This is a genomic window from Actinocorallia longicatena (genome assembly GCF_039534125.1).
GTDB lineage: Bacteria > Actinomycetota > Actinomycetes > Streptosporangiales > Streptosporangiaceae > Actinocorallia > Actinocorallia longicatena.
In genome coordinates this window covers 397,043-420,591 of sequence record NZ_BAAAUV010000004.1, presented here as the reverse complement: position 1 = coordinate 420,591, position 23,549 = coordinate 397,043, and the positions used below count along the sequence as shown (strand labels likewise).

Below are 23,549 nucleotides of genomic sequence, written 5' to 3'. Positions count from 1 at the left end.
CCGGCTCGATCCTTCCCCGGTCAGGACCGGAAGACCTGGTACACCTTAGTGATCTCGCCCTTGCTGACGGCCAGCGCGAGCAGCAGCCCACCCGGTGTCGAGTCCAGCGTCTTCCGGAGCCCGGCGACGCTCACCCGCTTGTACGCTCCCCCGTTGGCGTCGGTGAACAGGCGGCAGATCGTCCGTGACGCCGCGAACGTCCGCGTGGTCCTCTTCCCGGCCGCCTTCCCGTACTCGTAGTCGGGCATGAGCACGATGACGGCCTTGCGCGCGCTCAGCGCCGCCTTGCGCTTCCTGGCGACCGCCGGACCCTCGTCCTGGAACGCGAGACCGGGATAGGCCTTCTTCACCTGCTTGAACGTGGACCCGGCCCCGATCCCCCGCGGAGTCCCGGCCTTCTTCGGCGCCCTGATCAGCTCGACGCCGCGCCTCTTGGAGATGAGGATGTCGTTCACCGTCGGCGTCTTCCCGAAGTCGGCGACGACGCACGGTCCACCGGCCAAGGCCGCACCATCACGCCCGAGACCGGATCAGGCCGGAGCCGCTCCGAACACGCGGACCCGGTGGGCCAGGGTGCCCGTCCCTGGGGAAGGCGGGACGGGTCCACCGCGAGTGCCGGGGAAGGAGCAGCCCGCCGTCCCTGGAGGGGGACAGCGGGCTGCGGGGGTCTGGTCGATCCCAGGTGCCGTCACGGTACGTCGAAGGTTCTCGAGCCGCACAGCCCGGAGTTCCGGGGCCCAGGCAAGGTTTCCTCACGGCGGGGAGCGCCTTCGTGGCGCAACGTCGCCAGGACCGTCTGGAGAACGGGCGCTGGCTCCGGGATCAGCGGGGCCGCCGACGAGCTCACGGCGGCGCTCGCCCTGATGTCCACCGAACCAGGCCGGTCGCTCGACGCCACCGACCGGGCGGCACGCCTCATCGCCCAATGCGCCCGGCGGGACCTGGGACTGGAGGGCGCCGACCCTCCGCGATTCGGCAACGAGCACCCGGCCGCCGGCCGCTAGAGGCGCGGGGGGCGGCCCTCGTAGGGGGTGCTGAGGACGACGGTGGTGCGGGTGTTGACGTTGGCGGCGGAGCGGATGTTCTTGAGGAGGTCCTCCAGGGCCGAGGGGGTGGCGACGCGGACCTTGAGGATGTAGTTCTCCTCGCCGGCGACCGAGTGGCAGGCTTCGATGGCGTCGAGGTGGGAGAGGCGTTCGGGGGCGTCGTCGGGGGCGGCGGGGTCGATCGGCTTGATCGAGATGAAGGCCGTGAGGGGGAGGCCGATCTCGTCGGGGTCCAGGTGGGCGCTGAAGCCCTTGATGGCTCCGCGTTTCTCCAGGCGCCGGACCCGCTGGTGGACGGCCGAGACCGACAGACCGGTCTCCTTGGCCAGGTCGGTGAAGCTCATGCGGCCGTCTTGCGCCAGCAGGAGCAGGATCTGCCTGTCGGTGTCCTCCACGACCGGAAATCTACCGTCCCCGAGCGGTTCGGGTGGAACCGGTGACCGGTCCGCAGCTCGCGCGGACCACCAGTTCGGTCGGCAGGACCACCGGACGGCCCTGGGCACGGCCTCCCTCACGGGTGCCGGGAGAGCGCAGGAGCAGCTCGCAGGCGCGGTATCCCATGTCCTGAGCGGGGCGGGAGACGACCGTCAGGGGCGGGTCGCACAGCTCCGACCAGGGCACGTCGTCGACCACGGCGATCGAGACGTCCGCGGGGATCCGCAGGTTCAGCTCGCGGGAGGCGAGCACGGCGGCCTCGCCGAGCTGGTGGCTGGCCGCGACGACGGCCGTCAGGTCGGGACGGCGCATGAACAGGCTGGCCGCGGCGGCGTAGGCGCTGTCGGCGGTGGGCCTCGCCCGGACGACCAGTTCCTCCTCGACGGCCACCCCCAGCTCCTCCAGGGTCGCCCGGAAGACGCTCTCGTGCTCACGGCGGGTGCTGGACTCGGCCGGACGGCCGCCCAGGAAGGCCACACGGCGATGCCCGAGCCCCACCAGGTACTCGACCACCGAGCGGACCCCGCCCGCCTCGTCGGCCAGCACGGTGGCCGTCCCGGGCAGTTCCTCGACCGTCCGCCCGGCGAAGACCAGCCCCAGCCCGAGGCTGGCGACCGACTTCCACGTCTCTGGACGCCCCCGGACGGGCATCGCGATGATCCCGTCGACCCGCTGCTCGGCGAACCGCTCGACGATCTCCGCCTCGATGGCCGGATCGTCGTGGGAGACGTCGATGAGGACCTGCCCGCCCTGCCCGTGGGCGCAGGCGAGGACCCCGGCGGTGAAGTCGGCGCAGAACGGGTCGGAGATGTTGGGGATGATCAGCCCGATCCCGCCCGTCCGCTGGGTCTTGAGGCTCCGGCCGAGCGCGCTGGGCCGGTAGTCGAGGTTCTTGGCGGCGGCCAGGACCTTCGCGCGGGTCGCCGCGCTCACCGAACCGGTCCCCGTCAGCACCCGGGAGACCGTCGCGACACCCACGCCGGCCGCCGCGGCGACGTCCTTGATGGTCACGCTCGCCAAGATCCACCTCCTGATCAGGCATTCTCCCACGCGAGATCCGAATGGAAACGTTTCCATTCTACGATATCCCCAGCCTTTCGCCACGGATCTACCCCATCCAGCCCTGGACAGAGGATGCCCCAGCCTGCAGAGTTACTACAGAACGGTCCGAATCGGTCTTGACAGACCCTAGGATCCGTTAAGTAGGTTTCTTGGAAACGTATTCATTCCCGAGGGGGCCCCAGATGGCTGCGATCAGCCTGAGCGGTATCGACAAGATCTACGCCGGCGGCACGAAGGCCGTCGACAACCTGAACCTGGACGTCAAGGACGGCGAGTTCATGGTTCTCGTCGGCCCGTCCGGATGCGGCAAGTCGACCGCCCTCCGGATGATCGCCGGCCTTGAGGACATCTCCGGCGGCAGCCTGACCATCGGCGACCGGGTCGTGAACGACCTGGCCCCGAAGGACCGCGACATCGCGATGGTCTTCCAGAACTACGCGCTGTACCCGCACATGACCGTCGAGCAGAACCTGGCCTTCGGCCTCCAGCTCCGCGGCACCCCCAAGGACGAGATCAAGAAGCGCGTCGCCGAGGCCGCCAAGATGCTCGGCCTCGAGCCGTACCTCAAGCGCAAGCCCGCCGCGCTCTCCGGTGGCCAGCGCCAGCGTGTCGCCATGGGCCGCGCGATCGTCCGCGAGCCGCAGGCCTTCCTCATGGACGAGCCGCTGTCGAACCTGGACGCCAAGCTCCGCGTCTCGATGCGCGCCTCCCTCTCCCAGCTCCACGAGCGCCTCGGCGTCACCACGATCTACGTCACCCACGACCAGGTCGAGGCCATGACCCTGGGCGACCGCGTCGCGGTCCTGCGCGACGGCAAGCTCCAGCAGGTCGACACCCCGCAGCGCCTGTTCGACTTCCCCGTGAACCTGTTCGTCGCGGGCTTCATCGGCTCCCCGTCGATGAACTTCGCCGACGCGGTCCTGACCCGTGAGGCCGCCGGCTCGTTCGTCGAGTTCGCGGGCCTCAAGCTCCCGGTCCCGGCGGACATCTTCACCGCCAAGCCGGAGCTCGAGAACTACGTCGGCAAGAAGCTGATCGTCGGCATCCGCCCGTCGGACTTCGAGGACTCCGCCCACGCCAAGCCGGACTGGGCCGTCATCAACGTCAAGGCGAACGTGACCGAGGAGCTGGGCTCCGAGATCAACGTGATCTTCGCGATCGACGCTCCCCCGGTGGCCCACAAGGACACCCAGGACCTGGCCTCCGACGCCACCGACGGCGAGGAGGAGGACGTCGCCGCCGCGCTGCCGCTGCTGGAGAACAAGGCGCTGTGGACCGCGCGCGTCAACGCCCGCAGCCACGTCCGCCCCGGCCAGCCGCTGGAGCTGGGCATCGACACCCACCGCCTGCACTTCTTCGACAACAACACCGGCCTCGCGATCGGCCACGCCGACGCCGAGGCCGCCGCGGCCCGTATCGGCCTCACCAAGTAGGAAAGCGCCCCCGCGCCGGGCGCGCCGAAGCCCTCCGTTCCCCCGTCGGGGGTGGGAACGGAGGGCTTCGCGCTTCCTACTTGACCGATCCGGCCAGGACGCCCTGGACGAAGTACCGCTGGAAGGCGAAGAAGACCACCAGCGGGACGATCAGCGACAGGAACGAGCCGGTCGCGATGACGTCCAGACTCGAGCCGAACGACCGGGTCTGCTGCTGCAGGGCCACGGTGAGCGGCTGCGCGCCGCGGTCGGCGAAGATCAGCGCGATGAGCAGGTCGTTCCAGACCCACAGGAACTGGAAGATCGCCAGCGAGGCGATCGCGGGCAGTCCCAGCGGCAGGATGACCCTGAAGAAGATCGTCCAGTCGCGGCCTCCGTCGATCCTGGCCGCCTCCAGCAGGGAGGCGGGGATGGCGGCGAAGAAGTTCCGCAGCAGGAAGATCGCGAACGGCAGCCCGAACGCCACGTGGTAGAGCACCACTCCGGTGACCGAACCGAAGATCCCGATGGCGCCGAACATCTTGGCGAGCGGGATCAGCCCGATCTGGATCGGCACGACCAGCAGGCCGACGACGACGAGGAAGAGCCAGTCCCGGCCGGGGAAGTCCAGCCAGGCGAAGGCGTAGGCGGCCAGCGCCGAGATCGCCACGACCAGGAACGTCGCGGGCAGCGTGATGTAGATGGTGTTGAGGAACCCGTCGCGGATGGTGTCGTTCTCGAGCAGGTTGCCGTAGTTGTCGAGGGTGAGCTGGGAGGGCTTGGTGAAAACCGTCCACCAGCCGCCGGAATTGTTGTCCTGGAGGCTCCGCAGCGAGGCCAGGGCCAGGCCGAGGGTCGGGACCAGCCAGACCAGGGCGATGACGATCAGCACCGCCTGCAGGAAGCCCTTGCTGACCAGCCGCACCAGCCTGGGGCCGAGGCCGCCGGAGCGCCGCGCGGGCGCGGCGGTCTCGCTCTGCTCACTCACTGGTTCTCCCTCCGGAAGCGGCGGATATTGATGATCATGGCCGGGAGCACCAGCAGGAACAGGAAGATCGCGATCGCGCTGCCGAGCCCCTGGTCGGAGTCGGCGCCGCCGTAGGAGCGGATGTACATCTGGAGGGCCAGCACGCTGGCGTCCTCCTGCACGGGCCCCGGCGCGATGATGTAGACCAGGTCGAAGATCTTCAGCACGTTGATCACCAGGGTGACCACGACGACGATCAGGACCGGGGCCAGCATCGGCACCGTGATCTTGCGGAAGACCTGCCACTCGGACGCCCCGTCGGTGCGGGCCGCCTCCTGGACGTCGCGGTCGATGGCCGCCAGCCCCGCGCCGATGAGGACCATCGCGAAACCGGCCCACATCCAGACGTAGGCCCCGATGATCGCGGGCGTGATGAGGCTCGGCCCGAGCCAGTCCACCCCACCGTAGCGGGCCTGGAAGTTCGACGGCGGCAGCCGCAGGGTGGCCGCCCCCTCGACGCCGTCGACGGTGAAGGTCCCGTCGGCCCCGGTCTTGCCGGATCCCACGACCTTCCCGTCCTTGACGGCCTGGACCGTGATCCCCTTGAGCCCCTTCTCGCCGGGGTCGATCTGGCCGGCCTTACCGCCGCCGCCCTGGGAGAAGTCGACCCAGACGGTGCCGGTGATCTTGCCGGGGGCGGCCGGCGCGGCCTTGGCGGGCTGGAGCTTCGCCTGGACGTCCGGTGGCACGGCCACCAGGGGCACCAGGGCGGGCGTCCCGGCCGTTCCGGGGGCCTCCACTCCCCCGGCGGCGGCCTTGACGGGCCCGTTCTCGCGGGGCCGCGCGCCCGGGTAGGCCGACGGCGGCCCCCAGGTGTCGTGGACCCCGACGACGATCGCGTTCAGCACGCCCTTCTCGGGCGCGTGGTCGTAGACGAGAGTGAAGATCACGCCGGCCGCGACCATGGAGATCGCCATCGGCATGAACATGATCGTCTTGAACGCGGTGCCCCAGCGGACCCGCTCGGTGAGCACGGCGAAGATCAGGCCGAGGGCGGTGATGATCGACGGAGCGGCGATGACCCAGATGACGTTGTTCTTCAGGGACCTGAAGGTGGCGTCGTCGGTGAACATCTCCTGGTAGTTGCCGAGCCCGACGAAACCCGAGCCGTCAGCGTCGAACAGGCTGCGCCACAGGGTGTAGCCGATCGGGTAGACGACGAGCAGGCCGAGCAGGACCAGTGCCGGGAGCAGGAACCCGGCGCGCAGCAGGCCCGCCCGGCCGCGCGAGGCGGCCGGACGGGCACTGGACTTCGTTGTCGCGGGCGCGGTGGTCACGTTACTTGTAGGCCTTGGCCGCCGCGGCCTCGAGCTTGGCGGAGATGCCGTCGACGTCGGCCGGGTTCTTCAGGAAGTCCTGGAGGAGCTTCCACTCGCCCGCGCCGTCGGTGCCGCCGAAGGAGGCGGGCGCCAGGTCGGACATGTCGAACCGGACGTTGTCGCCGGCGTCCACGACCGACTGGGCGATCGAGCGCTGGATGTCGTCGGGGTAGGTCTTCAGGTCGACGTTCTTGTTCGGCGAGGTGATGCCGCCGAGCTTCGTCCAGATCTCGACCGCGGCGGGCGAGGCCAGGTACTTCACGAGCTCCTGGGCGCCCTTGCTGTCCTTGAGGATGACGGCGGCGTCACCGCCGGACACGACGGGGGCGTTCTGCCCGACCGCGGGGAACGGGAAGAACTTGGCGTCCGTGCCGACCTTCGCGCCCGCGTCGGAGGCGATGACACCGGCCACGAAGTCGCCCTCGTAGACCATCGCGGCCTTCTTCGCCTTGAAGGTGTTCACCACGGAGGTCGGGAAGTCGGTCTGGAGCGCCCCGGTCTGGCCGCCGTTGAGGTACTCCTTCTTGCCCCAGAGCTGGCCGAGGGTGGTCAGCGCCTGCTTGACGGAGGCGTCGGTCCACGGGATCTCGTGCTTGGCGAGCTTGTCGTAGTTCTCGGGGCCCGCCTGGGAGAGGTAGATGTTCTCGAACCAGTCCGTGAGGGTCCAGCCGGTGGCGCCGGCGACCGAGAACGGGGCGACGCCGGAGTCGGCGAGGGTGCCCGAGGCGGTGATGAGCTCGGCCCAGGTCTTGGGCGGCTGGACGCCCGCGTCCTCGAAGGCCTGCGGCCGGTACCAGACCGTCGACTTGTTCGCGGCCTTGAAGTAGACGCCGTACTGGTTGCCGTCGGTGCTGCCGAGGGTGTTCCAGATCGGGGCGAAGTTCTTGGTGGCCTCGGCCTTGACGTCGGCGCTGAGCGGCTTCAGCCAGCCCTTCTTGGCGAAGTCGTCGAGGGCTCCCTTGTTCGGCATCATCGCCACGTCGGGCTGGCTGCCGCCCTGGATCTTCGAGGCGAGGACGGTCACGAGCTTGTCGCCGCTCGAGGTGAACTTGACCGTCGCTCCGGTCTTGGCCTGGAAGTCGTCGAGGACCTTCTGGAAATTGGTCTGCTCGCCGCCTCCGGCCTGCCAGGAACCGCCGACCTCAAGCGTCACGCCCTTCAGGTCGACGGTGGTGGCTGGGGACTTGTCCTCCGACTTCTTGTCGTCACCGCAGGCGGAGACGGATGCGAGTACGAGACCCGCGGACAGTGCTGCGCCGATGAGACGGGGGGTGCGCATGCGTGAGCTCCTCGATTCGGTTTGAGGCACGAACTCCTACCCCTGCCTATCGGGTGCTAACACGACAAAAATATGAGCCGGAGGGACTTTCCCGGCTCATATTTTTGTGCGTGTGGATCTAGTGCTCGACGATCACCAGGTCGCGGGTGGTGAGGTTCAGGCGCTCGGATCCGTCCTCGGTGCACACGACGATGTCCTCGATCCGCGCACCGTGCGCACCCGGGTAGATACCGGGCTCGATGGAGAACGCCATGCCCGGTTCGAGGGGTTCGTGGTTGCCGAACACGATGTAGGGATGCTCGTGCGTCTCGAGCCCGATGCCGTGACCGGTGCGGTGCAGGAACTGCTCGCCGTACCCGGCGGTGGCGATGAGGTCGCGGGCGACGGCGTCGACGGCCTCCGGGGTCATGCCGGGCTTGACCGCGTGGCAGGCCGCCGACTGGGCCGTCTGGAGCACCCCGTAGTAGTCGAGGAAGTCCGCGGGCGGCTCCCCGACGCAGTACATGCGGGTGGAGTCCGAGCAGTATCCCGACGGCATGGTGCCGCCGATGTCGACGACGACCGGATCGCCGGGCTGGATGACCCGGTCGGACAGCTCGTGGTGGGGGCTCGCCCCGTTGGGCCCCGACGCGACGATGACGAAGTCGACGGTGACATGACCCTCGGCGAGGATCGCGTCGGCGATGTCCTTGCCCACCTCGCGCTCGGTGCGTCCGGGCTTGAGCAGCAGCGGAACCGCCCGGTGGACCCGGTCGATCGCGGCCCCCGCCTCCCGGAGCGCCGCGACCTCGGCGGCGGACTTGCGCATCCGCAGCCGCCGCATCACCTCGCCCGCGGCGACCTGCTCGACCCCGGGCAGGGCGTCGCGGAACCGCAGCGCCATCATCGCCCACATCCGGTCGGCGACGGCGACCCTCTCCACCCCGGCCACCCGCCGGGCGACCAGGGCGAACGGGTCCTCTGTCTCGTTCCAGGCGAGGAACTCCAGGCCGAGCCGGCCCGCGGGCGAGGCCTGGGCGGCGGGCAGCTCCAGCCGCGGCACGACCATGAACGGCTCACCGGCCGCGGGGACCACCAGACAGGTCAGCCGTTCCATCGCATGCGCGTCGTAACCGCTGACATAACGCAGGTCAGGCCCGGGTGTGAGAAACACCGCACCGAGCCCTGCACGGACTGTAGCCTCCTGTACACGGGCGAGGCGCTCTGGCGGATACAACTCCTCCGTTTGCATAGCCCCAAGTTATCCGAGGGAGCTGAGCGAGATGGGCGACGGGCAGGCGCTCGCGCTCGCGGCCACGGTCGAACGGCTGCGCCTCGAGCTGGAGGCGCACCGGTCCGCGGCCGGGGCCCGCGCTGTCGTGGAGCAGGCGACGGGAATGCTCGCCGAGAGACTGGGATGCGGCCTCCCGGAGGCGCGTGACCATCTCTTTACCGTCGCGGCGGCTGACGGCAGCCGGCTGGAGGACGCCGCGGCACTGCTGCTGGGCGTCGTTCCGCCCAGGACCTCCCCCGCGGAACCTCCACCACCCGAGAACGTGTTCGATCCGCTCCGCTATCTCCCCGACGTGCCTCGGCCGCGCGCGGACTCCGACCACCGTTCGCTCCTGCTCCAGGCGGTCCTCGAGGCCATGCAGGGCCCGGCGTCGCTGCTGTCCCCGATCCGGGACGGCGTCGGCCGGATCGTCGACTTCCACGTGGACGCCGTGAACGGCGACGCCCGCGACCGTCCGGGGACCCGCCCCGGCGAACTGGTCGGGCGGCGGCTGCTGACCTCCTATCCGGGCCTGGCGATGTCGGACCTGTTCGACTGCTACGTCCAGGCGTTCGAGACGGGGGTGCCGCTGCGCAGGCCGCCTCGGGAGTACCCCTCGGTGCAGCGCGGCCGGGTCGTGCCGACCCTGATGAGCGTCCGGGCCTGCCGGGTCGGCGACGGGCTGCTCGTGTCGTGGCAGTTCCACGACGACTCCCGCGACCTGTCGGCCCAGCTCGACCAGGCACAGCGGATCGGCAACCTCGGCTGGGCCGAGTGGGACCTCGCGACGGGCGGAGCCCACTGGTCGGACCAGCTCTACGTCATCTTCGGCCGGTCCTCGGCGGACGGCCCGCTCAGCCTGGAGGAGGTCGGCGCCCGCATCCATTCGGACGACACGGCGCTGGCGGGGAACCTGATGCGGACCCTGCTGGGCCTGCGCGAGCCAGCCGACGTCCAGCTACGCATCCGCCACGGCAGGGGGGCGCGGTACCTGCGGGTGATGGCCGAGCCCGTCCTGGACGGCTCGGGCGAGCCCTCGGTCCTGCGCTGCCTGTTCCAGGACATCACCAAGGGCCGCAAGGCCGAGCAGGAACTGCTGGAGAGCCGCAAGAAGGTCGAGGAGCAGCGGCGCAGGCTCGCCGAGGAGCGCGAGCTGGTCGTCGGCCTCCAGCGGGCGGTCCTGCCGCGCCGCCGCCCGTCGCCCCTGCCGGGGATCGAGGCGGCCCTGCGCTACCTGCCCGCCGAGATCGAGACCAAGGTCGGCGGCGACTGGTACGAGGCGACCGAGCTCCCCGACGGCCAGGTGTTCCTGGCGATCGGGGACGTCTCAGGGCACGGCCTGCCCGCGGCGGAGGCGATGGCCTCGCTGCGGAACGCCCTGCTGGGGCTGGCCTTCACCGGCGCCTCCCCCGACGTCCTGCTCGGCTGGCTGAACGAGCTGATGCTGCACCGGCAGGCCGCACTGACCGCCACCTGCATCGCGGGCCGGTTCGACCCGGCGACCAGGACCCTGGTGTGGGCGCAGGCCGGGCATCCGCCGCCCGTCCTGTGCTCGGGCGGCCGGGCGGTGATGCTGGAGCAGCCCGAGGGCATCCTGCTGGGCGCCAGCGACGAGGTCACCTTCGCCACCTCGGTCGTCCACCTGCGGAGTGACGACCGGCTGCTGTTCTACACCGACGGCCTCGTCGAGCGGCGAGGCCGCGATCTGTTCACCGGTTTCGAGCTGCTCACCAAGGCGGCCTCGGCGTGCACGGGCGACACCCTGGACGACTGGGTGGGGCTGCTGCTCGACACGGTCGGCGGCGCGAATCCCGACGACGACACCTGCCTGGTGGCGGTGAAGATACGCTAGGCACCATGCCGGGACTCATGCTGCTGGACACTCCCTCGCTGTACTTCCGCGCGTTCTTCGGGGTGCCGGAGTCGGTGAAGGCGCCGGACGGCACTCCCGTCAACGCGGTCCGCGGCCTCATCGACATGATCGCCCGGCTGGTCGCCGACCGGCGTCCCGACCGGCTGGTCTGCTGTTTCGACGCCGACTGGCGGCCGGCGTTCCGGGTCGAGGCGATCCCCTCCTACAAGGCGCACCGCGTGGTCGAGGCGACCGCGTCGGTCGACGTGGAGGAGACCCCGGACACCCTCGGCCCCCAGCTCCCCGTCATCGACGCGGTCCTGGCCGCGTTCGGGATCGCCCGCGCGGAGCTCGCCGGATACGAGGCCGACGACGTGATCGGCACCCTCGCCCACAACGATCCGGGCCCGGTCGACATCGTGACGGGCGACCGCGACCTGTTCCAGCTCGTGGACGACGACCGCGAGGTGCGGGTGCTGTACACCGCGCGCGGCATCAGGAACCTGGAGATCCTCGGCGAGAAGGAGGTGTCGGCGAAGTACGGGATCCCCGGCCGCGCCTACGCCGACTACGCGACGCTGCGGGGCGACCCCTCCGACGGCCTGCCCGGTGTGCCGGGGGTCGGGGAGAAGACGGCGGCCGCGCTCGTCACCCGGTTCGGCTCGCTGGCGGGCATCACCGAGGCCCTCGACACAGGTGTGACGGACGGATTCCCCGCGGGGAGCCGCAAGAAGCTCGAAGCGGCACGTGCCTACCTCGGCCCGGCGGAGATGGTCTGCCGGGTCGTCACCGACTTGCCTGTGGAAGTCGCGGACGGCCTCCCGCGCGTCCCCGCGGACCCCGAGACACTCGTGGCCCTCGCTGACCAGTGGAATCTCGCCTCTCCGATCAACCGGCTCCTCAACGTCCTGGTTTGAGCGCTTGTGCCGGGTGACACACATGACGCGTGCAGGGAGCCGCAACACTGGTCCTTGACTGGGTGTTTCCTCGGAAGCAGACGAACCACCTAGCGCACAGGAGGGTGTGGCGATGGCGATTCTCAGCAACCCCCGTACGGACCTGCCGCTCGACGCGGACCCGACCGATCTGGCCCGCGTGACCCGTGCGGCCAACCATGACACGTCCCTGGCGAGCTGGGCGGTCAGCATGATGGGGGTCGGTCTGCTCATCCAGGTCCCGACCCTGGCCGCCCTGGCGACCACCTCACGGGTGGTGCTGGCGCTCCTGCTGCTCCCGCTGCTGGGTGGCGGCACCCGGGCGATCCTGCATCTCCAGCGGGCCAGCGCCGGAATCAGCTCGGCGACCACCATGACACAGCTGCTGGCGGGACTGGAGACCCGGCAGTACTGGGCCTATCGCGCGCAGTCGTGGGCGATGGCCACAGGACTGGGCTTCTCACTCTGGACCCTGGTTCTGCAACTCCTGGCCTGAAATTCGGGGTAGGACAACTGGACGACCGGCGTTCCCGGGGAGCTGAGCGACAACCCCACTCCCCCGGCCTTCCCGCGGAACGCCGGTTCACCGGTCGCCGGCCCCTTCACGAACGGACCCCCCATGCTCGTGGACAGACCCCCGATGGACTTCTGGAACACCCTCGACGAGGCCGAGCAGACCGCGCTCACCCAGGCGGGCCGCTCGCGCCGCTTCCGGCACGGCGCTCCGCTCTGCTACCAGGGCGAACCGGCCGACCAGGTCCTGATCATCCGGACCGGGTGGGCGAAGGTCAGCGTGGCCGACGCCGACGGCCGGGAGCGGCTGATGGCGCTGCGCGGTCCCGGCGAGCTGATCGGCGAGATGGGAACCCTCGGCGACGACGCCCGCAACGCCACCGTCACCGCACTGCAGTCGGTGACGGCGATGTCGGTGTCGGGCAGCAGGTTCATCGCCTTCCTCGCCAGCCACCCCGGCGCATGGCAGAAGGTCGTCCGGACGATGGTCGACCGGCTGGTGCAGGCCGACCGGCGGATCGTGAAGACCGGCACCCTCATCGGGGCGGGACGGCTCGCGCTGTTCCTGCTGGAGCTCGCCGAGCGCAACGGGCGGCCCTTCGCCGGCGGCGGGATCGAGGTGCCGCCGCTGTCCCAGGCCGAGCTCGGCTCCTACGTGGACGCCTCGCGGGAGACGGTGGCGAGGGCCTTCAAGGACTGGCGCGCGGCGGGCATCATCGCGACGGGCTGGCGGCAGACCGTCATCCTCGATCCGGCCCGGCTGCGGCTGTTCGCGGAATCGTTGGACGACCTGTAGGTCCGCTTTGCCGGTAACTGGTTAGTCTTCACGGGTGGCACATCGTCGTGTACTCCTGAAGCCGGACGCCGTCGACGGCCGGGTCGCCGAGGGGCTGACCAGGATCCGCGCCGACCTCGCGGTCCCCGGTGACTTCCCGCCCGCGGTGCACGCGGAGGCGGCGGTGGCGGCGGCGCCCGAGCCGCCGCTGGACCTGAGGGACCTGGAGTTCTTCACCCTCGACCCCGCCGGATCGATGGACCTGGACCAGGCGATGTTCCTGGAGCGGGCGGACGGCGGATACCGCGTCTGGTACGCCATCGCGGACGTCGCCGGATTCGTGACACCCGGCGGGGCGATCGACGCCGAGTCGTGGGCGCGCGGCGTCACCCTGTACCTGCCGGACGGCCGTTCGCCGCTGCATCCGCCCGAGCTGTCGGAGGGCGCGGCCAGCCTGCTGCCCGCGGTGGACCGTCCGGCGGTGGTGTGGACCATCGATCTCGGCCCCTCCGGCGAGGCGACCGGGACCCGGGTGCGGCGGGCGCTGGTGCGCAGCCGCGACCGTCTCGACTACGCCACGGCCGTCCCGGACGATCCGCGGATCGCGCTGCTCAAGGAGATCGGCGAACTCCTGATCGAAGCGGAGGCGGCCCGCGGCGGGGTGTCGCTGCCGCTGCCGGAACAGGAGGCCGTCAAGGGCGCGGACGGCTGGCGGCTGGTGTTCAGGGACGGCCTGGGCAGCGAGCAGTGGAACGCCCAGATCTCGCTGCTGACCGGCCGTGCCGCCGCGCAGATCATGCTCGAGGGCGGGGTCGGCTTCCTGCGGACCATGCCGCCGCCGCAGCCCGAGGCCCTGGAGCGGCTGCGCAGGATCGCCTCGGCGCTCGGGATCGGCTGGCCGGACGGCTGGTCCTACGGTGCCGTCATCCGGTCGCTGACCACAGTGGGCGGCAGAGAGGTGGCGTTCTTCCGCGCCGCCTCGACGCTGATGCGCGGGGCGGGCTACACCGCCTTCGACCGCGGTGCCGCCGACCTGCCGGTGCCCGAGGGCGACGACGCCAGGCACGCGGCCGTCGCCGCCCCCTACGCGCATGTGACGGCCCCGCTGCGGCGGCTCGCCGACCGGTACGCGCTGGAGATCTGCCTGGCCCTGACGTCGGGGAGCCCGGTTCCCGCCTGGGTCACCGAGGCGCTGCCGAAGCTCGGCGAGGTGATGGAGCGGAGCCTGCGGCACGGTTCGGAGATCGAGCGGGCCTGCCTGGACCTGGTGGAGGCGGTCCTGCTCGCCGACCGGGCCGGCGAGGTCTTCGACGCCGTCGTGGTCGAGGCCGAGCTGCCGGGAGAGCACCGCAAGGGCGGCACGGTCCAGCTCGTCGACCCGTCGGTCCTGGGGAAGGTCACCGGGGAGGGTCTGCCGCTGGGTGAAGCGGTGCGGGTCCGCCTCAGTGAGGCGGACCCGCGGTCGAGGAAGGTGCTGTTCGGCTATCCGGCATTACCTGCGGGTGCGGCGGCGGTTGTTCCAGCCGCTGCGCCAGTTGGTCGCGGTGCCGAAGCCGGCGAGGTGCAGTGAGATGAACAGCAGGCCGACGGTGACGAGAGTCGCGTAGTCGAAGGCGTCCGAGGAGACGTCGGCGAGATCGAACAGCAGGGCGAGGCCGAAGACGATGGCGGCTGCGATGGCGAACATGGGTCCTCCTTTGATGGGGGTGTGCAGCCCACTGATCACCGAAAACCGGGGGGACTAACATCCCCCCGGTTTGGGTTTGTCCGTAATTGCCGCATATCCCCTGGTGGCTAGGCCACCGAGGAGTAGGCGATCACTCCGCGTCGCATGGCGTCGGCGGCCTTTCTGGCGGTCGTTCTCACCCTTCCCTCGCCTGCGGCGTCGGCGATCTGGCCGAGCAGGTCCATCAGCTGCTTGACCGCGCGGACGAAGTCGCCCGCGGTCATCCCCGCCTCGCCGAGCACGTCGTCGAGGTCCGCGCCACCGGTCCAGCGGTAGGCGGCCCAGGCGAAGCCCAGGTCGGGCTCGCGCTGGAAGGCGACCTGGTTGTCCTTCTCCACGTTCTCCAGCTCACCCCAGAGCCTGACCATCGAGGTGAGGACGTCGCGGGTGCCCGGGGGGATCTTCGGCGGGGTCGCGTCGTCCGGCTGACGCGACTCGAACACCAATGCGGAGACGCAGGCGGCCAGCTCCGCGGCTCCCAGGTTCTCCCAGAGCCCCTCGCGCAGGCTCTCTGCCGTCAGGAGGTCCAGCTCGGAGTAGATCCGCGACAGGCGCTTTCCTGCCTCGGTGACGGTCCCGTTCTTGAGATAGCCGAGCTGCTCCAGGACGCCGCAGACCCGGTCGAAGGTCCGGGCGATCACCTGCGAGCGGGACTCGACCCTGCGCCGCAGGCCCGAGCTCTCGCGCTCGAGCCGGAAGTACCGCTCGGCCCAGCGGGCGTGGTCCTCACGCTCGTCGCAGCCGTGGCAGGGATGGCGCCGCAGCTCGGTCCTGATCCGGTTGATCTCGGCGTCGTCGCCCTCGGAACCGCCGCCGCGGCCGCCGCGCGCCGCCTTGACGTCGCCGTGCGGGACCTTGGCGCGCAGCGTCGCGGCCATGTCCTTGCGGTGCTGGGGGTTGCGCGGGCTGAACCACTTGGGGATCTTGACCTTCTCGACCGGTTCCGCCGGCGCGGCGAAATCGGCGAGCGTCAGCCGCTTGACCTGGCGGCTGTCGAGCAGCACCAGCGGCGCGGGCCCGTCGGAGCGCTTGGCGATGCCGGTGTCCAGCACCAGGGCGGCCCCGGCGCTACGGCCCGCCGGAACGATGATCACATCACCGGGGCGCAGCCGCTCCAGGGAACGGGCCACCTCCAGGCGCCGAGAGCCGGCCCGCGAGCGCGACAGGTCGGTCTCGGCGTCCGACAGGGCGCGGCGCAGCGCGGCGTACTCCATGAAGTCGCCCATGTGGCAGCGGGCCGCGTCGGCGTAGCCCTGCATGGCCTCCTCGGACTTGCGCAGCTGGCGGGCCAGGCCGACGACGGCCCGGTCGGCCTGGAACTGGGCGAACGACTCCTCCAGCAGGGTGGCGGCGCGCTCACGGCCGACCGCCCCGACCAGGTTGGCCGCCATGTTGTAGGACGGCCGGAAGCTGGAGTTGAGCGGGTAGGTGCGGGTGCTGGCCAGGCCCGCGACGCTCCCGGGGTCCATCCCGGGCTGGTAGATGACCACCGCGTGGCCCTCGACGTCGATGCCGCGGCGGCCGGCCCGCCCGGTGAGCTGGGTGTACTCCCCCGGAGTCAGGTCGACGTGGGCCTCGCCGTTCCACTTGTCGAGCTTCTCGATCACTACAGTGCGGGCGGGCATGTTGACGCCCAGCGCGAGGGTCTCGGTGGCGAACACCGCCTTGATCAGGTTCCGGGCGAACAGTTCCTCCACGACCTCCTTGAAGACCGGGAGCATGCCGGCATGGTGGGCGGCCAGGCCGCGCTCGAGCCCCGCCAGCCAGTCGTAGTAGCCCAGGACGTGCTTGTCGGCCTCGGGGATGTCGTGGGTGCGCTCCTCGGCCAGCTCCCGGACGATCTTCGAGTCCTCGCGGGAGATCAGCCGCAGCCCCGAGTGCAGGCACTGCTCGACGGCCGCCTGGCAGCCCGCCCGGCTGAAGATGAAGGTGATCGCGGGGAGCAGGCCCTCGCGGTCGAGGCGCTCGATCACGTCGGCGCGCATGGGCGGCCGGAACCGCTGGGGCCTGTGGTCGCGGCGGCGGCCCGTACGGCGGCCCGAATTGATCTTGTTCTTGCGGACGTCGTCGAGGGAGATGCGGCGGAGCTCGGGGTTGACCTTGGCGCGCTCGTCCTTGCCGGAGTCCACGAACAGGTCGTACAGGCGGTGCCCGACCAGCATGTGCTGGAACAGCGGGACCGGCCGGTGCTCGTCGACGATCACGGTCGTGTCGCCGCGGACGGCCTGCAGCCACTCGCCGAACTCCTCGGCGTTGGAGACCGTCGCGGACAGGGCGACCACCCGCACCGACTCCTGGAGGTGGATGATCACCTCTTCCCAGACGGCGCCGCGGAACCGGTCGGCCAGGTAGTGGACCTCGTCCATGACCACGAACGCCAGGTTCGCCAGGGTCTGCGACCCCGCGTACAGCATGTTCCGCAGGACCTCGGTGGTCATGACGACGATCGGGGCCTCGCCGTTGACGCTGTTGTCGCCGGTCAGCAGGCCGACGTTCCGGGCGCCGTACCGCTTGGCGAGGTCGCCGTACTTCTGGTTCGACAGCGCCTTGATCGGCGTGGTGTAGAAGCACTTGCGGCCCTCGCGCAGGGCCATGTGGACGGCGAACTCGCCCACGACGGTCTTTCCCGAGCCCGTCGGGGCCGCCACCAGGACGCCGTCGCCGCCTTCGAGGGCCCGGCAGGCCTCGAGCTGGAACCCGTCGAGCTCGAAGTCGTACAGCCCCCGGAACTCCCGCAATGCGGGCCCGTTCTGGTCGACATTGCGTTTGTGGGCCGCGTAACGCTCAGCGGGAGAACTCATGCCTCCAGCCTAGGGTTTCACGGCCCACGATTCCCACCGGGTTTCACACCGGTCCGGAAACGACCTATCGGTCGAGCGGCTCGGGAGTCCCGATGTCGTAGGGCTCGTCCTCGATCACGGAGGCCTCGTCGTCGCTCAGGCCGTCGTAGAGCTCGGTCCGCTTGGCCTTGCGCTTGTCGTGGAAGAACGCGATCAGCTCGGCGAAGAGGAACAGCACGACGGTCGGCAGGGCCAGCGCCAGCATCGTGAAGGGGTCGGCGCTGGGGGTGGCGACCGCGGCGAAGACGAACAGGCCGAAGATGATCATTCGGCGGTGCTTGGCGAGCTTCTCGTGGCTGAGCACGCCCGCGAGGTTCAGGATGACCACGAACAGCGGGAGCTCGAACGAGATGCCGAAGATCAGCAACATCGCGATCATGTAGCCGAGATAGCTGTCGATCGTCACGATGTTCGTCACCCCGCCCGGGGTGAACCCCAGCAGGATGGTCAGACCCTTGTCCAGGGTGAAGTAGGCCAGTGCGGCGCCCGAGAGGAACAGCGGGATAGCGCAGGCCAGGAAGATGTAGGTCCACCGCTTCTCGCGGTGGTGCAGCCCGGGGGCGACGAAGGCCCAGAGCTGGTACAGCCAGAAGGGCGAGGAGAGGATCGCGCCGATGATCAGGGCGATCTTCAGGTAGACGAAGAAGCCCGCCGTCAGGCCGGTGACGTAGAGACCACAGGTCCCGGCGTCCTCGCCCTTGTTGACCTCGAGCTTGCAGTACGGCTTCTGCAGGAAGTCCCACACCTGGTCGAAGACCAGGAAGCCGATGATCGCTCCGATGAGCAGGAAGAAAAGGGCCTTCAGGAGGCGGCTGCGTAGCTCGCGAATGTGTTCGAGCAAAGGCATCCGGCCCTCGGGGTCGCCTTCGCCCCGAGAGCCATTCATCAGCTTCATCAGAAGATCGTTCGCCTGTCAGGAAGGGGAAGGGATCAGGAGGTGCGGTTGACCTGGTCCTGGTTCACCGGAACGCCGTTCAGCGTGGTGCCCTCACCGGCAGGCAGCTGACCCTGCTCGATCTTGGCGGCCTCCTCGCGCAGCTGCGCGGCGCGCTCGGCCGGGGTCGGCTGAGCGGGCGTCGCGGGAGCGGCGGCGGCGGCCTTCTCGTCCTCGTGAAGTCCCTTGGTCTCGGACTTGAAGATACGCAGGGAACGACCCAGCGAACGGGCGGTGTCCGGCAGCTTCTTCGAGCCGAACAGCACCAGAATGACGACCGCGATGATCGCGATCTCCCAGGGGCCCAGATCCATGTCACGTCCTCTATCCGCAGGTCTACTGGCTTCGATCGTACGCCAGCTTTCCGGTAACACAGCGCTTCCGCCAGGTAAAACATGCAAGTTTGTTACCAGTAAGCGGTTTCCTTGCCGAAACGCCTGAATACTACTCGTCTCGGCGCTTATGGGCATCGACCTGACGCTTCAATTCCGCCTGGTGCGGTTCCAGCCGTTTCCGCGTCCGTTCCAGTTCACCTCCCAGCGACCTGACCCCCAAGAAGACCTTGAAAGCACAGAACGCCAGGACACACAGGCCGGCGGAGGCCAGCAGCACAGAACCCATCGCCCAACCCACGACGCCCAACCTAGCGCATCAGGCGTAAAGCGCCAGGGCCGCTTCGGCCTCGGACCTGACCCGCTGGGCCAGGTCACCGGGGGCCACCAGGCGTCCCTGGTCGCCCAGGCGAAGCGCCAGCGCGACGACCCAGCGCGGATCGGCGGTCCGCAGGACCACCCGCAGCCGCCCCTCGCCCAGTTCCTCGGCCGACTCGCACGGGTAGTACTCCGCGACCCACCGGCCCGACGGGGTGAGGTCCAGCACCGCCCGGATGTCGGTCGCCGACGCCTGGAACAGGCCCGCGTCGACGTCGCGGAGCTTCGCCTCGGCCGGGATCTCCCTGGCCACGTCCAGGATCTCGATCTTCACGATCTGGTCGAGGCGGAACAGCCGGACGGCGTCCGCCCTCCGGCACCAGCCCTCCAGGTAGGAGCGGCCCTCGACGACCAGGACCCGCATCGGGTCGACGTCGCGGGCGGTGTTCTCGTCCCGGCCCGCCACGTAGTAGGTGAGGTGCAGCCTGCGGCCGTCGCGCAGGGCGTCCTGGATGGCCGTCAGGGTCGGGCCGCGCCGCTGGTCGACCTGGACGGCCACCTGACGCGCCGCGATCCCCGCCGCTTCTCCCGCCGCCGCCTCCAGTTTCGCGATCACCCGGGTGATGGCGTCGTCCTCGGCGGCGCCCGGCAGCTCGGCCAGCATCCGCAAGGCCACCAGCAGCGCGGCGGCCTCGTCCGCGCCCAGCCGCAGCGGGCGCGAGATCGACTCGGCCTCGGAGACGGTGATGTCGCCGCCCTCGTAGGACAGGTCGATCGGGCAGTACGGATCGGGCGAGCGCAGCTCCACGCACCACAGCAGGTTGAGATCCTCGCGGAGCTGCTTCTCGGTGACGCCGAACGCCTCGGCGGCCTCGGTCACCGACACGGTGTCCCGCGCCACGACGTAGGGGACGAGCGCGAGCAGCCTCGACAGCCGGTCGGCAGAGGTCGTCGGCCTCACGCGAGCACCCCTTTCAGCTGCCGGATCACCGCGTCGCGCAGGTCCGGCGGATCGATCACGTGGACTTCGGCGGCGAACCGCGCCAGGGTCGCGGCGAACTGGTCGACGTCCCAGACCGCGAGGACGGCCTCGTCCCACTCGTCGTCGACGAAGGTCACGGTGCTGGCCCACCGGCGGACCCCCTGGGCGCCGCCCCTGCGCAGCCGGACCTTCGCCGTCCTGCGCTCGGCCGGCGGCTCGCCCCACTCGAAGGCGATCTTCTTGATGTCGACCCCGTCGGGGACGGTCACCGCCCCGGCGGCACCCCGCTGGACGACCTCGCTCTGGACCCGGCTCAGCCGGAAGACCCGCTGGGCCTGCCGCATCCGGTCGTGCCCGACCAGGTACCAGCGGCCCCGCCGCGAGGCCAGCCCCCAGGGCTCGACGACCCGGTTCTGGAGCCCGCTCCCCGACATCGACTTGTAGGCGAACTCGACGACCCGGCGGTCCCTCACCGCCTCGTAGAGCGCGGGGAAGGCGGGCTCGTCCGCGCCGACCCTCGGCTCGAGCACCGAGGAGCCCGAGGGGTCGGCGTCGATCCCGGCGGCGCGCAGCTTGAACAGCGCCCCGGAGGCGGCCTCGGCGAGATTGGTCTGCTGCCACACCCGCGCGGCCAGGCCCAGCACGGCCACCTCGTCGGGGGTCAGGTGGATGTCGGGGAGTTCATAGGCCTGCGGCGGGATCCGGTAGCCGGTGTCATCCTCGTCGCTGCCGACCTCGAGGGGGATCCCCAGCTCCCGCAGCTCTTCCTTGTCGCGTTCGAACATGCGCTTGAAGGCCTCGTCGGAGTCCGGGTAGCCCGGAACGGCCTGCCGGATCTGCTCGGCCGTCAGGTACCGGCGTGTGGCCAGCAAAAGGACCACCAGATGCAGGAGACGTTCCGTCTTGCGCCGCGACATTCAACCTTCCCCTCGTTGCGCCAAACGCTACCGTCTTCCACGTGATCCGATGGCGCAAAGGAACAGTAGAAGGCATCCGCCGGGAGTGGCCGGGGGCGGTCGAGCTCGATGTGACGATCGACGGGACGGCCGCGCGCGGCCTCGCCTACCCCGCGCTCGTGGGACGGCCCGAGCCCGGCGACGAGGTGCTCCTGAACACCACCGCCCTCGCCATGGGGCTGGGGACGGGCGGTTACGCGATGGTGGTCGCGATCCCCGACCGGCTGCCGCCCGACCCTACCGGCCCCGGGCACCTGGTCAAGGCCAGGTACACGCCGCTCCAGGCGACCGTGCTCGGCGCCGACGAGCAGGACTCCCCCCACCATGACGTCCTGGCCGAGGCCGACTCCCTCGGCGGGATGCCGGTGATCGTCGCCGATCTCCACTCGGCGCTGCCCGCCCTGCTGTCGGGGCTGCTGCGGGACCGGCCCGACGCCCGGGTCGTGTACGTGATGCCCGACGGCGGCGCGCTGCCGGCCTGGTTCTCGATGTCGATCGCCCAGCTGAAGGACGCCGGGGCCCTCGCGGCGACCGTCACGGTCGGGCAGGCGTTCGGCGGCGACCTGGAGGCCGTGACCGTCCACACCGGGCTGCTGGCCGCCCGGCTCGTCCTGCACGCCGACGTCGCGATCCTCGCCCAGGGCCCCGGCAACCTCGGCACCGGCACGAAATGGGGCTTCTCCGGGGTCTCGGCGGGCGAGGCCGTGAACGCCACCGCCGCGCTGCACGGCCGCGCCGTCGCCTCGCTGCGGGTCAGCTCGGGCGACGCCAGGGAGCGCCACGTCGGGATCTCCCACCACAGCCTGACCGCCTACGGCCGGGTCGCCCTCGCCAGGGCCGAGGTCCCCGTTCCCGTGCTGCCGGGCGAGTTCGGCGCCCGCGTCACCGCGCAGGCCACCGCGCTCGCCCAGAAGCACGACCTCGTGCGCGTCCCCGTCGACGGCCTGGCCGACGGCCTCGCCGCCGACGAGAAGGCCTGGGGCGTCCGCATGTCGACCATGGGCCGCCGCCTCGACGGCGACCTGGAGTACTTCCTCACCTGCGCCGCGGCGGGCCGCCACACCGCGACGCTCCTCTAGTACGCGCCTCTAGTAAGCGCCGAGGACGTCGATCACGTAGACGAGGGTGTCGCCGGACTTGATGCCGTACTTCGGCAGCCCCTTCTGGCCCTTCGCCCCGTACGCCATGGCCGGCGGGGTGATCACCAGGAGGCGGCTGCCGACCTTCTGGCCGACCAGGGCCTCGTCCCAGCCCTTGATGACCCGCTCGGCGCCGATCACCGCGGCGTAGACCTTGTTGTCGCCCCAGGAGGAGGAGAAGACCTTCCCGTTGCGCCAGAGCGCCCCGACGTACTGGATCGCCAGGAGCTGGCCGGACCGCACCGTGTCCCCGGTGCCCTGGGTCAGCGCCCGGACCGTCAGCTTCGAGGGGGCCGCGCCCTTCGGGATCCCGATCGTGGGGACCGCGTCGCCGGAGACCGTCGGGAGACCGGCCTCGTCCAGGGCCTTCGGCGCCTCGACCGAGGCTCCCTTGGGGTAGGTGCCGACGACGTCCAGGACGTAGACCAGCGTGTCCTCGCCCGTCACCTGGAGCCGCGCCGACCCCTGGGTGCCGTAGCCCTCCTTGGGCGGGATGACGGCCACCACCCGGCTGCCGACCTTCGACCCGACCAGCGCCTTCTTCAGCCCCGGCACCAGGTTCCAGGAGGGGAAGGCACCCGGCCCCGCGCCCTGGTAGCTGCTCCCCAGCAGCTTCGGGTCGGAGGCCTTCCGCCACGCGTAGCCCACGTACTTGGCGATCACGAGATCCCCGTCGGCGACCTTCGCGCCGTCGCCCTTGATCTGGGTCGACAGGGCCAGCTTCCCGTCCGGCGACGACTTCTTGGGAAACTCCACCTCGGGACGCGCCCCGAAGGACCCCTTCACCTTCACCTCGGGCTCCGCCGACCCACCGCTACACCCCGCCAACGACGCGCCCAGCACAACGGGAACGGCCAACAGCACAGCTCGACGACGCATCTGCGCAACTCCGGGGTGGAAAGAACCTCATGGGACGGGCAGTCACACTACCGGGCGGTAAGTCCGAAGCAACAGGACACACGCAGGTCGGCGAGGGTTCGGCCACGACACACCAAGATCCTGCGTCTCGCCGTGCGTCAACCGACGACGTCGCCCTCGTCGGCCAGCGGCGAGCGCTTCTCCCCATCCCTTGGAACGGCTTGCATCGCGACATTTCCGGAGCCTCCGGAAACACTCTCATCCCTCACATCCAAAGGAATTCCAAGGACGGCCATCGGGCGATATCCAGCCCCCCATCAGAATTGTTGATCATTCGGGATCGTCCTGCACCACGGTCGTCCAGTGAGGCCTCTCACCTCCCGGGACCAGGGCTTCTTCGTCGAAGTCGAGGATGATGACGATGACCGGCCATGCCGTGGTGGCCGGAGCGGGATTCGGGGGCCTGATGGCCGCTCGGTTCTGGCCGGCCATTTTTCCGGGGTCACGATTCTCGAGCAGGATGTGATCACCAAGGAGACCGGGTATCGCAGTGGAAT

General features: G+C 70.2%; 22 protein-coding genes. 8 read left to right on the top strand and 14 right to left on the bottom strand.

All coding sequences use genetic code 11. The features are described 5' to 3' along the window. Window positions 1-20 precede the first annotated feature (20 nt). Window positions 21-503 (bottom strand): hypothetical protein, encoded by a 483-nt coding sequence (locus tag ABD785_RS10300; RefSeq protein ID WP_344825295.1) that lies wholly within the window; start codon window positions 501-503, stop codon window positions 21-23. A 360-nt stretch (window positions 504-863) separates the two neighbouring features. Between ABD785_RS10300 and ABD785_RS10295 the strand changes: the two genes are divergently transcribed. Beyond that, entirely contained in the window at window positions 864-1,004 is a 141-nt protein-coding gene (locus tag ABD785_RS10295; RefSeq protein ID WP_344825292.1) for a hypothetical protein, read from the top strand. Here the strand turns inward: ABD785_RS10295 and ABD785_RS10290 are convergent. Both ABD785_RS10290 and ABD785_RS10285 read right to left on the bottom strand, forming a co-directional pair. Then, window positions 1,001-1,441 carry an Lrp/AsnC family transcriptional regulator gene (locus tag ABD785_RS10290; protein ID WP_344825290.1) on the bottom strand — a complete coding sequence of 147 codons (441 nt, stop codon included), beginning with the start codon at window positions 1,439-1,441 and terminating at the stop codon, window positions 1,001-1,003. The two genes, ABD785_RS10295 and ABD785_RS10290, sit on opposite strands and share 4 nt — an antisense overlap. Before the next feature lie 10 nt (window positions 1,442-1,451). Next, window positions 1,452-2,492, bottom strand: a complete 1,041-nt coding sequence (locus ABD785_RS10285; RefSeq protein ID WP_344825635.1) for a LacI family DNA-binding transcriptional regulator — start codon at window positions 2,490-2,492, stop codon at window positions 1,452-1,454. A gap of 233 nt (window positions 2,493-2,725) precedes the next feature. Between ABD785_RS10285 and ABD785_RS10280 the strand changes: the two genes are divergently transcribed. Next, window positions 2,726-3,976: an ABC transporter ATP-binding protein gene (locus tag ABD785_RS10280; protein ID WP_344825287.1), complete on the top strand. Its 1,251-nt coding sequence runs from the start codon at window positions 2,726-2,728 to the stop codon at window positions 3,974-3,976. Between the two features lie 76 nt (window positions 3,977-4,052). Here the strand turns inward: ABD785_RS10280 and ABD785_RS10275 are convergent, their stop codons facing one another. From ABD785_RS10275 to ABD785_RS10260, 4 genes are all read right to left on the bottom strand, one after another. After that, complete coding sequence (locus ABD785_RS10275; RefSeq protein ID WP_425547753.1) at window positions 4,053-4,943, bottom strand: carbohydrate ABC transporter permease; 891 nt, start codon at window positions 4,941-4,943, stop codon at window positions 4,053-4,055. Continuing rightward, window positions 4,940-6,259, bottom strand: coding sequence for an ABC transporter permease (locus tag ABD785_RS10270; protein ID WP_344825284.1), 1,320 nt, complete (start codon window positions 6,257-6,259; stop codon window positions 4,940-4,942). Before ABD785_RS10270 ends, ABD785_RS10275 begins: the two co-directional genes overlap by 4 nt. Window position 6,260: 1 nt before the next feature. Next, window positions 6,261-7,580, bottom strand: a complete 1,320-nt coding sequence (locus ABD785_RS10265) for an ABC transporter substrate-binding protein (RefSeq protein ID WP_344825281.1) — start codon at window positions 7,578-7,580, stop codon at window positions 6,261-6,263. Window positions 7,581-7,698: 118 nt separating this feature from the next. Further along, window positions 7,699-8,811, bottom strand: a complete 1,113-nt coding sequence (locus ABD785_RS10260) for a M24 family metallopeptidase (protein WP_344825278.1) — start codon at window positions 8,809-8,811, stop codon at window positions 7,699-7,701. Window positions 8,812-8,842: 31 nt separating this feature from the next. Between ABD785_RS10260 and ABD785_RS10255 the strand changes: the two genes are divergently transcribed. From ABD785_RS10255 to ABD785_RS10235, 5 genes are all read left to right on the top strand, one after another. Then, on the top strand, window positions 8,843-10,684 hold the full coding sequence (locus ABD785_RS10255; protein WP_344825275.1) for a SpoIIE family protein phosphatase: 1,842 nt from the start codon (window positions 8,843-8,845) through the stop codon (window positions 10,682-10,684). 5 nt (window positions 10,685-10,689) lie between these two features. Further along, window positions 10,690-11,601: a 5'-3' exonuclease gene (locus ABD785_RS10250; RefSeq protein ID WP_344825272.1), complete on the top strand. Its 912-nt coding sequence runs from the start codon at window positions 10,690-10,692 to the stop codon at window positions 11,599-11,601. A 112-nt stretch (window positions 11,602-11,713) separates the two neighbouring features. Then, window positions 11,714-12,115: a hypothetical protein gene (locus ABD785_RS10245; RefSeq protein ID WP_344825269.1), complete on the top strand. Its 402-nt coding sequence runs from the start codon at window positions 11,714-11,716 to the stop codon at window positions 12,113-12,115. A gap of 123 nt (window positions 12,116-12,238) precedes the next feature. Further along, on the top strand, window positions 12,239-12,928 hold the full coding sequence (locus ABD785_RS10240) for a Crp/Fnr family transcriptional regulator (protein WP_344825266.1): 690 nt from the start codon (window positions 12,239-12,241) through the stop codon (window positions 12,926-12,928). Between the two features lie 34 nt (window positions 12,929-12,962). Next, window positions 12,963-14,477, top strand: coding sequence for an RNB domain-containing ribonuclease (locus ABD785_RS10235; protein ID WP_344825263.1), 1,515 nt, complete (start codon window positions 12,963-12,965; stop codon window positions 14,475-14,477). On the opposite strand, the gene ABD785_RS10230 is transcribed toward ABD785_RS10235, so the two are convergent. The 6 genes from ABD785_RS10230 to ABD785_RS10205 all read right to left on the bottom strand — a co-directional run bounded on the left by ABD785_RS10230 (window position 14,400) and on the right by ABD785_RS10205 (window position 20,956). Continuing rightward, window positions 14,400-14,594 carry a hypothetical protein gene (locus tag ABD785_RS10230; protein WP_344825260.1) on the bottom strand — a complete coding sequence of 65 codons (195 nt, stop codon included), beginning with the start codon at window positions 14,592-14,594 and terminating at the stop codon, window positions 14,400-14,402. The two genes, ABD785_RS10235 and ABD785_RS10230, sit on opposite strands and share 78 nt — an antisense overlap. 107 nt (window positions 14,595-14,701) lie before the next feature. Continuing rightward, window positions 14,702-17,434 carry a DEAD/DEAH box helicase gene (locus ABD785_RS10225; RefSeq protein ID WP_344825257.1) on the bottom strand — a complete coding sequence of 911 codons (2,733 nt, stop codon included), beginning with the start codon at window positions 17,432-17,434 and terminating at the stop codon, window positions 14,702-14,704. A gap of 64 nt (window positions 17,435-17,498) precedes the next feature. Then, window positions 17,499-18,320: a twin-arginine translocase subunit TatC gene (tatC, locus tag ABD785_RS10220; protein ID WP_344825254.1), complete on the bottom strand. Its 822-nt coding sequence runs from the start codon at window positions 18,318-18,320 to the stop codon at window positions 17,499-17,501. A gap of 83 nt (window positions 18,321-18,403) precedes the next feature. Then, the gene (tatA, locus tag ABD785_RS10215; protein WP_344825251.1) at window positions 18,404-18,721 is read right to left on the bottom strand and encodes a Sec-independent protein translocase subunit TatA; all 318 of its coding nucleotides are present in this window, start codon (window positions 18,719-18,721) and stop codon (window positions 18,404-18,406) included. Window positions 18,722-19,058: 337 nt separating this feature from the next. Further along, window positions 19,059-20,018: a helix-turn-helix transcriptional regulator gene (locus ABD785_RS10210; protein WP_344825248.1), complete on the bottom strand. Its 960-nt coding sequence runs from the start codon at window positions 20,016-20,018 to the stop codon at window positions 19,059-19,061. Further along, the gene (locus ABD785_RS10205) at window positions 20,015-20,956 is read right to left on the bottom strand and encodes a helix-turn-helix transcriptional regulator (protein WP_344825246.1); all 942 of its coding nucleotides are present in this window, start codon (window positions 20,954-20,956) and stop codon (window positions 20,015-20,017) included. The genes ABD785_RS10210 and ABD785_RS10205 overlap by 4 nt, the downstream gene beginning before the upstream one ends. Window positions 20,957-20,997: 41 nt before the next feature. Here ABD785_RS10205 and ABD785_RS10200 point away from each other — a divergent pair, with 41 nt between their 5' ends. After that, complete coding sequence (locus tag ABD785_RS10200; protein ID WP_344825243.1) at window positions 20,998-22,074, top strand: DUF3866 family protein; 1,077 nt, start codon at window positions 20,998-21,000, stop codon at window positions 22,072-22,074. 9 nt (window positions 22,075-22,083) lie between these two features. Here the strand turns inward: ABD785_RS10200 and ABD785_RS10195 are convergent, their stop codons facing one another. Further along, the gene (locus tag ABD785_RS10195) at window positions 22,084-22,926 is read right to left on the bottom strand and encodes an FKBP-type peptidyl-prolyl cis-trans isomerase (RefSeq protein ID WP_344825240.1); all 843 of its coding nucleotides are present in this window, start codon (window positions 22,924-22,926) and stop codon (window positions 22,084-22,086) included. Window positions 22,927-23,549: the final 623 nt, after the last annotated feature.

What these genes read in the sequence shown, in the direction of transcription:
- ABD785_RS10295 (WP_344825292.1), top strand. Translation starts at nt 864, where the DNA reads ATGTCCACCGAACCAGGCCGGTCGCTCGACGCCACCGACCGGGCGGCA.
- ABD785_RS10280 (WP_344825287.1), top strand. Translation starts at nt 2,726, where the DNA reads ATGGCTGCGATCAGCCTGAGCGGTATCGACAAGATCTACGCCGGCGGC.
- ABD785_RS10265 (WP_344825281.1), bottom strand. Translation starts at nt 7,580, where the DNA reads ATGCGCACCCCCCGTCTCATCGGCGCAGCACTGTCCGCGGGTCTCGTA.
- ABD785_RS10260 (WP_344825278.1), bottom strand. Translation starts at nt 8,811, where the DNA reads ATGCAAACGGAGGAGTTGTATCCGCCAGAGCGCCTCGCCCGTGTACAG.
- ABD785_RS10255 (WP_344825275.1), top strand. Translation starts at nt 8,843, where the DNA reads ATGGGCGACGGGCAGGCGCTCGCGCTCGCGGCCACGGTCGAACGGCTG.
- ABD785_RS10250 (WP_344825272.1), top strand. Translation starts at nt 10,690, where the DNA reads ATGCCGGGACTCATGCTGCTGGACACTCCCTCGCTGTACTTCCGCGCG.
- ABD785_RS10245 (WP_344825269.1), top strand. Translation starts at nt 11,714, where the DNA reads ATGGCGATTCTCAGCAACCCCCGTACGGACCTGCCGCTCGACGCGGAC.
- ABD785_RS10240 (WP_344825266.1), top strand. Translation starts at nt 12,239, where the DNA reads ATGCTCGTGGACAGACCCCCGATGGACTTCTGGAACACCCTCGACGAG.
- ABD785_RS10230 (WP_344825260.1), bottom strand. Translation starts at nt 14,594, where the DNA reads ATGTTCGCCATCGCAGCCGCCATCGTCTTCGGCCTCGCCCTGCTGTTC.
- ABD785_RS10225 (WP_344825257.1), bottom strand. Translation starts at nt 17,434, where the DNA reads ATGAGTTCTCCCGCTGAGCGTTACGCGGCCCACAAACGCAATGTCGAC.
- tatC (WP_344825254.1), bottom strand. Translation starts at nt 18,320, where the DNA reads ATGCCTTTGCTCGAACACATTCGCGAGCTACGCAGCCGCCTCCTGAAG.
- tatA (WP_344825251.1), bottom strand. Translation starts at nt 18,721, where the DNA reads ATGGATCTGGGCCCCTGGGAGATCGCGATCATCGCGGTCGTCATTCTG.
- ABD785_RS10205 (WP_344825246.1), bottom strand. Translation starts at nt 20,956, where the DNA reads ATGTCGCGGCGCAAGACGGAACGTCTCCTGCATCTGGTGGTCCTTTTG.